This window comes from Cognaticolwellia beringensis (assembly GCF_002076895.1).
Classification (GTDB): Bacteria; Pseudomonadota; Gammaproteobacteria; order Enterobacterales; family Alteromonadaceae; genus Cognaticolwellia; species Cognaticolwellia beringensis.
Genome location: NZ_CP020465.1, coordinates 4,444,353 through 4,457,012, shown reverse-complemented (window position 1 = coordinate 4,457,012; position 12,660 = coordinate 4,444,353). Strand labels below are relative to the sequence as shown.

The following is a 12,660-nucleotide window of genomic DNA, read 5'->3' as shown; positions in this document are numbered from 1 at the left end:
TAGATATAAAATAGTTCCTCTAATGATTAAAATTGATTGTTATTTAATAAATTCTTATACAGTAATAGCTTAAGACCTTCATAATATGTATATTATGAAGGTCTTTTTACATAAAAAGGATTTTTCATGTTACCCATTCATGGACGTTGGAAAATAAAAGTTGTAGATAAAGTACTCATGCAGTGGTTTGCAGACTCATGGAACGAAGAAGCTGTAATCTCTTATGTAAAAGAGTTTAAAGCCGCGGCAGCACCATTAATTGATGGTGAATGGGCAATAATTTCCGTTTTTGAACATTGGGAGTTGGGTATTCCAGAAATAGAGCGTCATGTAATTGAGCTCTGCGAATGGTTTAAACAAAATGGCTGTATTAAAGATTGTCATGTTTATAGTAAAAATACACTAAAAAACATGCAACTTGAAAAAATGATATCGCATACAGAAAATGGTTACGAGCGTTGTGTGTTTAACAATGCAAATGAAGCGATTATCTGGCTCGACACGCAAGGCTTTAAGGTCACTCAACCACAATTCTTATATGACATAGATATGTCCCACCCTGAAGCCTAATAACACCATAATTAGCTATACTATTTCCTTGAAATAACATTAATTAATGAGAAGTATTAGGTATGTTTGAATGGAAAAACCTTGATCACACTTAATAAATATTACCCTGCAGGTGGCCGCACTGAACAAGAGATTGACGTTATGGATGTTAAACCGACAGAGCGACCAGATGTTTTTCTTGCAATGGCGAAGTTGCCTTACGCCAGTGTAGAAAAACCCGTGGTTATATATCGCCAAACTTTAGCGGATGGTGAAATAGAATATCGAACCGTATCGGCAAGGTGCCCACATCAGGGAGCAGATATCAGCCGCGATACACTTAAAGCCGATGGTAATGTTTATTGCTCATTACATGGCCGTCCAATTTGTATCTTTAGTGAATATAATCATGCTTACTTAACTGTAAAGAGAGCAGGTAAATTTGTTATCGTAAAATCCTAAAACCTTCTAATATCGGCACAATCCACTAACCACTCGTTTTTTTCAACGAATTACCCCAATTACCCGAATTAGTAATTAGTGAAAGTGATTATTGAGTAAGATCTTACTTTAATGTCCTTTGCTTTTCTCGGTGTAGGACGAAGTCCCTCGGTGCCTCGGTGGTGAAATATATTTGTCGTGCTTTTTTGTGTTGGGTTTTACTTGACGGTTTTACCACTGAGTTTTCGTGAATGTAAGGGATTAAAAGATTAAAGACTCTACCACCGAGGCACCGAGGCGCTTTGCGCTACACTGAGAAGTGATAAGGGACTTTTATTGTAAGATCTTACTTTATAGTTTTTTGCTCTTCTCGGTGGAGGACGAAGTCCCTCGGTGCCTCGGTGGTGAAATATCTTTGTCGTGTTTTTTTGTGTTGGGTTTTGCTTGACGGTTTTACCACTGAGTTTTCGTGAATGTAAGGGATTAAAAGATTAAAGACTCTACCACCGAGGCACCGAGGCGCTTTGCGCTACACTGAGAAGTGATAAGGGACTTTTATTGTAAGATCTTACTTTATAGTTTTTTGCTCTTCTCGGTGGAGGACGAAGTCCCTCGGTGCCTCGATGGTGAAATATCTTTATGCTTTTTAGTGATTGTCAGCGAATTACGCTAAATACCCAAATTAGAGATAAAGATGTTTAATTCGATAATTAGTATTTATTGTTTACGAAGATGAATTCTTGTGCCGTAAGGGATTTAAAGATTAAAGACTCTACCACAGAGGCACCGAGGCGCTGCGCGCTACACCGAGGAGGGATTAATGATTAGTGAATTTTATTGTAAGAACTTACCCTGATCTTTTTTTTGCTTTTCTCGGTGTAGGACGAAGTCCCTCGGTGCCTCGATGGTGAAATATCTTTATGCTTTTTAGTGATTGTCAGCGAATTACGCTAATTACCCAAATTAGAGATAAAGATGTTTAATTCGATAATGAGTATTTATTGTTTACGAAGATGAATTCTTGTGCCGTAAGGGATTTAAAGATTAAAGACTCTACCACAGAGGCACCGAGGCGCTGCGCGCTACACCGAGGAGGGATTAATGATTAGTGAATTTTATTGTAAGAACTTACCCTGATCTTTTTTTTGCTCTTCTCGGTGTAGGACGAAGTCCCTCGGTGCCTCGGTGGTGAAATATCTTTGTCGTGCTTTTTTTGTCAGGTTATTACGCTCTTAACTGCGCGTCTAAGCTATCAACAACTTCACTCCAATCTGAGTCCAGCTCTATAGCTTCTATTAAAAATTGCTTTTGAGACGTGCTCCAAAAATCAGCGTCAGCAAGCTGCTGTTTTTCAGGTATACCGCGATGTATAACAATAAAACTTTCAATTTCCTTATCACTATTTTTGATACCCAACTGGGCGAATAAACTTGTCATATCGTGGTTTGAACGATCCATAAAATATTCCTTTTTACTAGATGCCTAAGTATAGAGCTTATCTATAAATTTACACGGTATTATTCAACAGTGTTAAGCTATTTAAGTCTCAACTGAAGATGGTGTCGATACCATTTTAGTTTTTGTGCTACTGCTGCTAATAGCGGTACCTAATAACGATAACAGACAATAGCCAGTGAAGTAAAAAAATCCAGGACCTAAAGCAGATAAAGTTTCGCTGCTAACAATAAAGTCTAACTTAAAGCCAAATATTGCCATTTGTTGTTGAGTCGCTGTTTCTGCGTGGTTGGTTGATAGCACTGCAAGAAAAATAGCCACAACAAAAACATCGGCCATTGACCATTTACCAATTTTACTAATAACGTTATAAACTATGACTTCTAATCGTGTGTGTTTTTTTGTGTAAGCGAGAGTGAGTAAAATAAATTTCACCACGGGAATACACACTGAAAAAGCAAAAATTAAGAGCGCCACTAATATGCGTTCATCTTGCCAAAGCTCTTGTATCGTTTGCAATAAAGACAAGTTTTTATCGATTAAAGTATTCGTTATTTTTGCGCCACTCACATTGGCGGTCATCGCCATGTTAAGTGAAAACATAGGTAATAAAATACCCGGAATAAATAAGCCAATGGCGATAAGGTTGAAGAAAAAACCTACATGTTTCTTAATCATAATGTGATAACGTTTTCCAAGCACAATAAATTTTATTGTGAATAATGAATGTGATGCTTTTGTTGATAGTTATGCTGATAATTATATTTTCTGCAATTAACGCTAGTTATGCAAGACTACTTTTTTGTTTGCACTTCGGTTAGTTTATCAACCGTTGCGGAACATGACTTTAGAAAAACTGACATAAAGTATTCCACTTCCGGCATTTGCAGTTTAAGTGTTGCTAGTTTCAACTCTAAGCGTTCTTTTACATGATCAAACTCATGGTTTTGATGGTTCAATTCGTCAAGTGCTTTAATATAAGCCACTAAAATATCAGCCGCTTTAACTATTTTTTTGTATTGCTCGTCAACATTGTCTTGCACAATTATATCGGAAAACATCGCTTGAAACTCTTCAGGTAAAGACTCAAGGCATTGTTTTTCAGCTATATATTCAATTTTTTTAAACTCACGAGCAATTTCAGGATTAGCATATTTTGTTGGGCTAACTATATCGCCAAACCGGGTCTCGCTAGCCTCATGATAAAGCGCGATTGTGGCTACTTTATAGGCATTAATATTGCCATTAAATTTCTCATTTTTAATCACAGCCAATAAATGTGCAACAATGGCAACTTGGTGAGAATGCTCAGCGACATTTTCTGGTTTAACGCAAAACATTAATGCCCAACGTTTAATGAGCGGCATTCTGAACATCCATGCGAGAAAAGTACTTTGCATTATTCGACCTTATTATTGGTAATTGTTATTAATTTATTGACGATAAGTGCTGAAAAAATTTGCTAGCTTTTCTAAGGCTGGTTTCATTTCATCTACATGAGGTAAAAACACTAAGCGGAAGTAATTTTTTTGCTTAATGTTAAATGCTCGACCATGCACTAACAGTATTTTTTCTTGCTTGAGCAAATCTAAAATCATCTTCTCATCATCGCTGATATTAAACTTTTCCAAATCAACCTTAACAAAAAGGTATAAAGCACCCATGGCAGGGTTACAAGAAAGGCCATCAATGTTGTTGATCATTTTATGGGCCAAATTACGCTGCTTAAGCAAGCGTCCATCGGCATGAATCAATTCGTTAATACTTTGGTAACCGCCAAGTGCCGTTTGAATAGCATGTTGGCAAGGAACATTGGCGCACAAGCGCATTGAAGACAAAATATTCAAGCCTTCTAAATAATCTTCAGCATGTATTTTAGGGCCCGATATCACCATCCACCCAGCGCGAAATCCTGCAATACGATAATTTTTAGACAAACCGCCCATGGTAATAATTAACACATCGTTGGCTAATCTTGCGGTTGGAATATGCTTTGCTTGGTCATAAAGAATTTTATCGTATATTTCATCACTAAATATGATCAAGTCATTTTTACGTGCTAATGCGATAATACCTTGCAGTATTTCTTCACTATAAACCGCGCCCGTCGGGTTATTCGGATTGATCAAAACAATAGCTTTAGTCTTCGGCGTTATTTTACTTTCCATATCTTTTAAATCTGGAAACCACTGGTTCTCTTCATCACAATGATAATGCACCGGTTCACCGCCAGACAAAGCAACAGCTGCAGTCCATAAAGGATAATCAGGTGCTGGAATCAACACCTCATCGCCATTATTTAACAAGCCTTGCATGGCAATAACAATAAGTTCACTAACACCGTTACCGATATAAATATCGTCAACACTGACATCTAAAATGCCGTTTTGTTGAAAGTACTGCATTACCGCTACCCGTGCAGGGTATATACCTTTTGACTCACAATAACCTTGGGCCGTTGGTAAGTTATGAATAACATCTTTTAAAATATCGTCAGGTGCTTCAAAGCCAAATGGCGCAGGGTTGCCAATATTAAGCTTTAAGATTTTATGCCCCTCATCTTCTAAACGTTTGGCTTCTGCGGCAACTTGTCCGCGAATTTCATAGCAAACATTTTTTAATTTTGAAGATTTGTTGATAGTTTTCATAATGGCAGTCTTATAAATGATAAAAGTTAATTAACGTTGTTGTGCGCGTTAATAAGAAATAGAAACAGAAAATGAAGAAACATAAAGCTAAAGTCATTGAATGTAGATATTGTGCAAAAAATTGCTTGCGTCCATTGTTGCGAATATTACCTAACTTTGAAACAGTTAGTTGCAAGTTTTTTATAGCAAATGGTGATTATTTACCACATCTTGTTATTAAGAGTGATTCTTCAACCGTAATTACGATAAAAAATGCGGTTTAATTGCCATAAGCAAGGCGGTTTAATTTCCATAAACATGAATACAGAGCGACAGAATAACACCCACGACAGAAGTGTATAGACCTATTAAGTTAATAGAGTCCATAGTGGTTAACAGAGTACAAGTCGCTAACATTAAATAACCAACCGTAAGCCCTCTGTAGGTTGGACTTTAGTCTGAGAGATCCCCACAAGTTTCTCAATATAAACTTTCATGAATCAGTGCCTTCATTGCACTGATTATCATCTTATCCGATATATAATACCGCTTATGTTGTAGGATCCTTAGCGCTAAATACCCATAAGATAGCACACGCTTAGTTTTCACCGAGTTTGCTTGGAATTGCCGATGATAGCCTGCTGATTCCGCTGCCTTGCCTACACAATATAGATAAAATTGAACCATCATACTTAACAGTAAAATAACCTGCAGCCTTTCTACTGAACGGCTTAAACTACGAGACAAGCCTAAGCCATAGTATTCATTTTTACAGTCTCTAAAGGATTCTTCAATGGCCATTCTTCGTTTATACATATTCACTAAATGCTGCGGTTTAAATGTATTTCTAGGTAAATTAGATACTAAGAACCAAGGCTCTTTAGCTGACTTTGAACTCTTTATATTGGTTTTACATTTTGTGGTTACGCCCTTTCGATTAAGCTTATGGCGATACATCTTTCGTCCTTTGAATAAGACACCACGACAAACAAATTGATGAGCCTTTGATAAGATTACGCCTTTGAGCTCACTTGCTATAGAGAGCGCAAGATGGTGACATTTGCTCACATAATGCCAATCGCTTTCACCTTGACGTTGGCATTTTACAGTGCCTCTTGTCCTTGCAAGCCAGTACCATTGCTGAGCCTCGATCGCTTTAAACCACGGGATTTTAAAGCCCGCATCCGTGCATATAATAGGCTGAATATCTTCAGGTAATATCTTTTTTAAATTAGCAATGAAGTTCAAGTGTACTTGGTGGTTCGTGTGTTTACTTTCAGGATGAACTTCCTCATAGATCGTAACTGCACGTCCTCCAATAGAAATGGCGGCTCTGAGCATGACGAAGTTATAGTTGTAGACGGTGGACCAGTCCACATGAATAAGTGGGTGGGGTGTCGTAATAAACAGCCGTGCAATGTCCTGGTAAAATGACTGCCTATTCTGATATAAAGGCTGACTCCCAAGCAGTCTATCGATACGTTTTATCGCGTGTTTTTCTGATTTACCCTGCAAGCTAGCAGCGTGTCTTCCCATCGAGGTTAAGGTCAATGCCGCACCATTGATGAGACTATCAGCAGCAGTAAAAAGAGATTTTGTAATTCTAGGATCTAAAGTGTTTGAATCAAAGGTGAATAAGTCTGATAATGAAGGCATAGCGCTTGTATTTGGTATATTTGTTTTTTGTGGTGATTAACATTTTACCAGATATCAAGCGCTTACTTCTTAAACTTGTGGGGATTCCTCAGACTTTAGTCCATCAAGTTAAATGAAATTTAACCGTGTTAACCGCTTTAACTATAAATACCTAGCGAAGAAATACCGCTGCTGATGTTTATGGGGACATTGGGTTAATGGGTAGCTTAGTGATTGACGGACTGAAGTCCGACCTACAAAACAAGAGCCCAATGCCGAATTATCCGCCGTAAGCCCTCTGTAGGTTGGACTTTAGTCCATCAAGTAAAATGAAATTTAACCGTGTAACCGCTTTAACTATAAGTCCCTAGCGAAGAAATACCGCTGCTGATGTTTATCGGTACATTGGAACAATGGGGAGCTTAGTGATTGACGGACTGAAGTCCGACCTACAAAACAAGAGCCCAATGCCGAATTCTCCGCCGTAAGCCCTCTGTAGGTTGGACTTTAGTCCATCAAGCTAAATTAAATTTAACCGTGGTAACCGTGGTAACAGTTTTTACCATAAATACCTAGCGAAGAAATACCGCTGCTGATGTTTATCGGTACATTGGATTAATGGGGAGCTTAGTGGATGACGGACTGAAGTCCGACCTACAAAAAAACAAGAGCCAAGGCTATATTCTTAGCTTGTAGGACGTAACTTAATATCATAAAAAAAACGGCTTTGCAGTGATGCAAAGCCGTTTTATATTTTTGTTACTTTCATTTACGGGTAAATTATCTAACTAAACGTTTTAACTCAATTATTAAGCGAATAAAGACATAACATCGCTGATGGCTAACATCGATTTTTCACCAGTAATACGGTTCTTCACTTCAATTTCTTGGTTGTCTAGGTTGCGTTCACCAATAACAAGCAATAACGGCGTGCCCATTAATTCATGATCAGCAAACATAACACCAGGGCGCTCTTTACGATCATCAAAAATTACTTCGATGCCAGCGGTTTGCAGTTGTTCGTATAACGCTTCTGCTGTTTCTTTAACACGTGCAGACTTTGCCATGTTCATTGGCACAACAGCTACTTGATAAGGTGCTATTGCTGCAGGCCATTTAATACCGTATTTATCGTGATTTTGTTCAATCGCCGCGGCCACGATACGAGAAACGCCGATACCGTAACAACCCATAGTTAAAATTTGGTTTTTACCGGCTTCGGTTAATACACCACAGTTCATGGTTTGCGCATATTTTTCACCTAATTGGAAAATATGGCCCACTTCAATACCGCGTTTAATTTCAATATTACCTTGACCACAAGGGCTAGGATCACCGGCTACCACATTACGTAAATCTGAAACGCTGTAGTTTTGAGTATCGCGTTCCCAGTTAACGCCAGTTAAATGCATATCATTTTTGTTAGCACCACAAACAAAATCAGCTAAGTGAGCAGCACTACGGTCAACTATGACGTCAATATCTAAACCAACTGGGCCAATTGAGCCAGCGTTACAACCAATTACAGCTAAAATTTGCTCCTCTGTTGCAAAAGTTAACGGTGAGGCAATTTTTGCTAAGTTCTCAGCTTTAACTTCGTTTAACTGGTGATCGCCGCGTAAAACTAACGCCACAATTGGCGCTTCGTGTTCTTTTGTTGCTTCGCCTAACACCAATAATGTTTTAACCGTGTTTGCTGCATCAAGAGATAAAAATTTCGCTAAATCTTCTATTGTTCGCACTTTAGGTGTAGCAATTTCACTCAAGGCTTGTGTTGCCGCTGGACGTTCACCTGTTGGTGCTAGCGCTTCGGCTTTTTCAACGTTAGCCGCAAAGTCAGAACCATCACTAAAAGCAATATCGTCTTCGCCAGAGTCAGCTAATACATGAAATTCATGTGAAGCTTCACCACCAATAGAGCCCGTATCAGCAATAACAGGGCGGTAATCTAAGCCTAAACGGTCAAAAATACGACAATAAGCGTCAAACATCGCTTGATAGGTTTTCTTCAAACATTCTTCGCCTAAATGGAAAGAATAAGCATCTTTCATTAAAAATTCACGGCCACGCATAACGCCGAAACGAGGGCGGATTTCATCACGGAATTTTGTTTGAATTTGAAACAGGTTCAATGGTAGTTGCTTGTAGCTGTTAATTTCATTGGCAACCAGTTTTGTAATCACTTCTTCATGCGTAGGGCCTAAAACAAAAGCACGGTCATGACGATCCTTTAAACGTAATAACTCAGGACCGTAATCTTCCCAACGCCCTGACTCTTCCCATAAATCGGCTGGTTGAACCATTGGCATTAACACTTCTAATGCGCCCGCTCGTTCCATTTCTTCACGAACAATATTTTCAACTTTACGTAGTACTTTTAAACCTGTCGGTAACCAAGTATATAAACCTGATGCGACATTACGCACTAAACCAGCACGTAACATTAATTGATGACTGATAACTTCAGCGCTAGCAGGGGTTTCTTTCAAGGTTGAAAGTAAATATTGGCTTGTACGCATTGAGAAAAAATTCCATTAGTAAGCGAGCATAAAATATGGCGCTTATTCTAGCAGGGGCGTTTCAGCCACAAAAGCTTTAAATTGCACAATAAGTAAATATTATTGGTAACCGAATAAATAAATTAACATTACTTTAACTAGTCTGGTCTATTAATTGTTTTTATTTTCTATAAATTAATCCCGTATTAATTTAATTTTATGTCTGATATATAAATAGTTAGCTTAATAGATGATACACGAAAATATGGATTATTATCTTTACATCTTCCTTGTTTTTATGTTGCAATTTTGTTAAATAATGTTTCAAAAGCGTAAAATTCAATGTTAGTATCTTTAAGGATTTCAATGCTAGTTATCAGTTTTAACCTGATTTCTATTAATAATTTGTGTGATTTATTTTAAAACACTAAAAATTTAAAAAAAACATTTTATAAAAACAGGAAAGAATCATGAGAGAATTTACAAAAATTAAAAAAGCTATTTCTCTAGCTATTTTGGGCAGCATAATTACTATGCCTGCTTTAGCTTTTGAAGAGCAAGAAACCAGCGAAGTAGAGCGCATTTCAGTTACGGGTTCACGTATTTTACGTGAAGGTGCTATTGCACCATCACCTGTAACTGTAATTAGTGGTGCAGATTTACTGAATACCGGTGCTATTAACATTGGTGAAGCATTAAATGAACTACCAGCATTAGCAAATACTTATTCACTCGCTAACTCTGGGCGGTTTATTGGTACTGCAGGTTTAAATATTTTAGATCTACGTAACATGGGGACTGACCGTACATTAGTTTTAGTTGATGGTAAACGCCACGTATCTAGTGCTGCAGGTTCAGCTTCTGTTGATACCAACACTATTCCAAGTTCATGGGTAGAGCGTGTGGAAATTATTACTGGCGGTGCATCTGCTGTATACGGCGCGGATGCAGTAACAGGTGTAGTTAACTTTATTTTAAAGAAAAACATTGAAGGTTTAGACGTAAGTGCTACTAAAGGGTTTTCTGAAGAAGGTCCATACAAAAACTCAAAGTATACGTTCTCTTATGGCCAAAACTTTGGTAATGACCGGGGTAATGCTGCATTTGCAGTTGAATATGTAGAACAAAATCGATTCAGCAGCCTTGATCGTGAACAATTAAGAACACCATATACAGACTTAAGAAATCCAAATCAAACAGAAGAAAATAAAGACTCTCTAGATTTTCCGGATAAAATTTATACACCTAATGCTGGGCATTATTTTATTAATAATGCCGGTGTCTTTAGTGCAGGTAATGATATATACAGCTTCAACCGTGACGGTACGCCTCGTAAAGTGTTTGTAGGTGATAATGTTGATGGTATTAGATGTGCTGATTGTGATGTATTTAATTTAGGGCAGTTTACTGATATTCAACCTAAATTCGATCGTTTGAACTTAAATTTTAAAGTTAATTATGATGTTACTGATGATCACAACGTTTACTTCAGTGCAAAATATGCAAAAGTTGAAGCGGAAGATCAAGGTCAACCGGCTTTTGGTTTCTTTAATAGTTTAAATAGGATAAAACGTGATAATGCCTTTGTTGGTGCTGAACTTGGTCAATTGATGGATGATAATGGTTTAGTTAGTATTAGCCCTAACCGTATGTTAACTGATTTGGGCGTTCGTATCGAAGAAGATGAGCGTGAAACTAAACGTTTTGTTGTCGGTGCTGAAGGCTATCTTTCTGACGATTGGAGCTATGATGTTTCAGCCGTTTATGGGGTCACTGACCATACACGTGTAAATCTTAATAATCTTATTCGAGCAAATTATGCTAATGCGTTAGACTCAGTAATTGATACAAATGGTAATGCTGTTTGTCGCAGCGCTGAAGCTCGTGCTGATGGATGTGTAGCCGTAGATATTTTAGGTTTTGGTGCACCATCTCAAGCGGCTGCTGATTATATTAATACGACTTCAGTGGGTAGTAGTAAAATTGAGCAAACTGTTGTTGGTGGTTCAGTAAGTAATGGCGCATTATTTGATATGCCAGCTGGCCCAGTTGGTTTTGCTGCAGGTTTAGAGTATCGAAAAGAAGAGAGTGTAACTGAAGAGCCAGAGAATGCTATAGGTACATTCTTTAATGCTTTGGGTGAGGACAAAGGCTCATTCAATGTAAGAGAAGCATTTGTTGAGCTATCAGTACCACTGTTGACAGACTTACCTTTAATGGAAGATTTAAGGATAGAGACTGCTGCTCGTTTTGCTGATTATAGCACTATTGGTAATGCCACTAGTTGGAAAGCAGGCCTTGATTGGACTGTAGGTTACGGCTTACGCATTCGATCAACATACTCTGAAGCACTAAGAGCGCCAAATATTGGCGAAATTTTTGGTGCAGCAAGTGAAACATTCTTTAATGTAGATGATGCATGTAGACAAGAAAACCTTGACGACTTAGCAAATAAAACAACACGTGCAAGTAACTGTGCTGCTTTAGGCATTCCTGTAGATTTTAATTCTGATTATGACTCAGCGTCTATTCGCGGATCACAGTCTGGTAATAAAGATATAAGAGAAGAGAAATCGGAAAGTACAACGATTGGTTTTGTCTACCAACCAGAATTCCTTGAAGGTGCGTCTTTAACTGTCGATTATTGGAAAATTGAATTAACAGATGCAATTTCTAGTACAGGTGCGCAGGATATTATTGATCGTTGTGTAGATTCAGAAACAGGTATTGATAATCAATATTGTAATTTGATCACCCGTGATGCATCAACTCATGAAATTACTTTACTACAACGCTCAGTACTTAACTTAGCTGGTCAAGAAGCTGCTGGTATTGACTTTGAACTTGGTTATGATTTTGAACTTGCGGGCGGTAATCTTAAAAGTACGTTAATTGGTACATATTTGAAAGAACGTAAAACTTACCCTTTCCAAGATGATCCGAGCGACTTTACGGAAAATGCTGGTACTACTGGTGAATCTAAGTGGCAAGCTAACTTATTAATTGGTTATACAAATGGTAACTGGAACGGGACATGGAAAACTCGTTACTTACAAGATGTGAGTTTATATACAGAACAAGAGTTAGAAGATAACCCTAACCCAAGTAGTTTAATGAGTTTCCCAAGTTATGTTGTTTCTGATCTGACTGTAGGTTATAACTTTGACAATGGCCTAAGCTTAAAAGCTGGTGTGGATAATCTATTTAATAAAGACTTGCCTATCGGCACTAGCGGAACTGGTTCAGGTTCAGCTGGCTATGATAATATTGGACGTTTCTACTACACACAAATCTCATTTTCGATGTAGTTGATTAGTATTTGTTCTCCGTTCTAAAATAAGTGGATGGTATAATGAAAGGCCAGAGATTTTTCTCCTGGCCTTTTTTTTTGCCCAGTGAAGTTGGCAAACCCGTTCACTTGAAAGATAGGGATCACTCAGACTAAGAGGCAGTTA

The 12,660-nt window shown here is 37.9% G+C and carries 9 protein-coding genes; 3 read left to right on the top strand and 6 right to left on the bottom strand.

What is annotated here, in order from left to right; genetic code table 11:
- The first annotated feature begins 126 nt into the window (after positions 1 to 126).
- Complete coding sequence (locus B5D82_RS18765) at positions 127 to 570, top strand: hypothetical protein (protein ID WP_081153864.1); 444 nt, start codon at positions 127 to 129, stop codon at positions 568 to 570.
- A gap of 81 nt (positions 571 to 651) precedes the next feature.
- The gene (locus tag B5D82_RS18760; protein ID WP_081153862.1) at positions 652 to 1,011 is read left to right on the top strand and encodes a Rieske (2Fe-2S) protein; all 360 of its coding nucleotides are present in this window, start codon (positions 652 to 654) and stop codon (positions 1,009 to 1,011) included.
- Between the two features lie 1,203 nt (positions 1,012 to 2,214).
- Here B5D82_RS18760 and B5D82_RS18755 read toward each other — a convergent pair.
- The 6 genes from B5D82_RS18755 to B5D82_RS18730 all read right to left on the bottom strand — a co-directional run bounded on the left by B5D82_RS18755 (position 2,215) and on the right by B5D82_RS18730 (position 9,226).
- Positions 2,215 to 2,448, bottom strand: a complete 234-nt coding sequence (locus B5D82_RS18755; protein ID WP_081153860.1) for a DUF2789 domain-containing protein — start codon at positions 2,446 to 2,448, stop codon at positions 2,215 to 2,217.
- Positions 2,449 to 2,529: 81 nt separating this feature from the next.
- A complete protein-coding gene (locus B5D82_RS18750; protein ID WP_081153858.1) occupies positions 2,530 to 3,123 on the bottom strand; it encodes a paraquat-inducible protein A in 594 nt (197 codons plus the stop codon).
- A 116-nt stretch (positions 3,124 to 3,239) separates the two neighbouring features.
- On the bottom strand, positions 3,240 to 3,845 hold the full coding sequence (gene yfbR, locus B5D82_RS18745; protein WP_081153856.1) for a 5'-deoxynucleotidase: 606 nt from the start codon (positions 3,843 to 3,845) through the stop codon (positions 3,240 to 3,242).
- A 33-nt stretch (positions 3,846 to 3,878) separates the two neighbouring features.
- Positions 3,879 to 5,093 (bottom strand): pyridoxal phosphate-dependent aminotransferase, encoded by a 1,215-nt coding sequence (locus B5D82_RS18740; protein ID WP_081153854.1) that lies wholly within the window; start codon positions 5,091 to 5,093, stop codon positions 3,879 to 3,881.
- Positions 5,094 to 5,552: 459 nt separating this feature from the next.
- A complete protein-coding gene (locus B5D82_RS18735; protein ID WP_081148330.1) occupies positions 5,553 to 6,728 on the bottom strand; it encodes an IS4 family transposase in 1,176 nt (391 codons plus the stop codon).
- Positions 6,729 to 7,516: 788 nt separating this feature from the next.
- Entirely contained in the window at positions 7,517 to 9,226 is a 1,710-nt protein-coding gene (locus B5D82_RS18730; protein ID WP_081153853.1) for a proline--tRNA ligase, read from the bottom strand.
- A gap of 449 nt (positions 9,227 to 9,675) precedes the next feature.
- Here B5D82_RS18730 and B5D82_RS18725 point away from each other — a divergent pair, with 449 nt between their 5' ends.
- Entirely contained in the window at positions 9,676 to 12,513 is a 2,838-nt protein-coding gene (locus B5D82_RS18725) for a TonB-dependent receptor domain-containing protein (RefSeq protein WP_081153851.1), read from the top strand.
- The last annotated feature ends 147 nt before the right edge of the window (positions 12,514 to 12,660 follow it).

Excerpts from the sequence above, each read along its gene's own strand:
- B5D82_RS18765 (WP_081153864.1), top strand. The coding sequence starts at position 127 with ATGTTACCCATTCATGGACGTTGGAAAATAAAAGTTGTAGATAAAGTA.
- B5D82_RS18755 (WP_081153860.1), bottom strand. The coding sequence starts at position 2,448 with ATGGATCGTTCAAACCACGATATGACAAGTTTATTCGCCCAGTTGGGT.
- B5D82_RS18750 (WP_081153858.1), bottom strand. The coding sequence starts at position 3,123 with ATGATTAAGAAACATGTAGGTTTTTTCTTCAACCTTATCGCCATTGGC.
- yfbR (WP_081153856.1), bottom strand. The coding sequence starts at position 3,845 with ATGCAAAGTACTTTTCTCGCATGGATGTTCAGAATGCCGCTCATTAAA.
- B5D82_RS18740 (WP_081153854.1), bottom strand. The coding sequence starts at position 5,093 with ATGAAAACTATCAACAAATCTTCAAAATTAAAAAATGTTTGCTATGAA.
- B5D82_RS18735 (WP_081148330.1), bottom strand. The coding sequence starts at position 6,728 with ATGCCTTCATTATCAGACTTATTCACCTTTGATTCAAACACTTTAGAT.
- B5D82_RS18730 (WP_081153853.1), bottom strand. The coding sequence starts at position 9,226 with ATGCGTACAAGCCAATATTTACTTTCAACCTTGAAAGAAACCCCTGCT.
- B5D82_RS18725 (WP_081153851.1), top strand. The coding sequence starts at position 9,676 with ATGAGAGAATTTACAAAAATTAAAAAAGCTATTTCTCTAGCTATTTTG.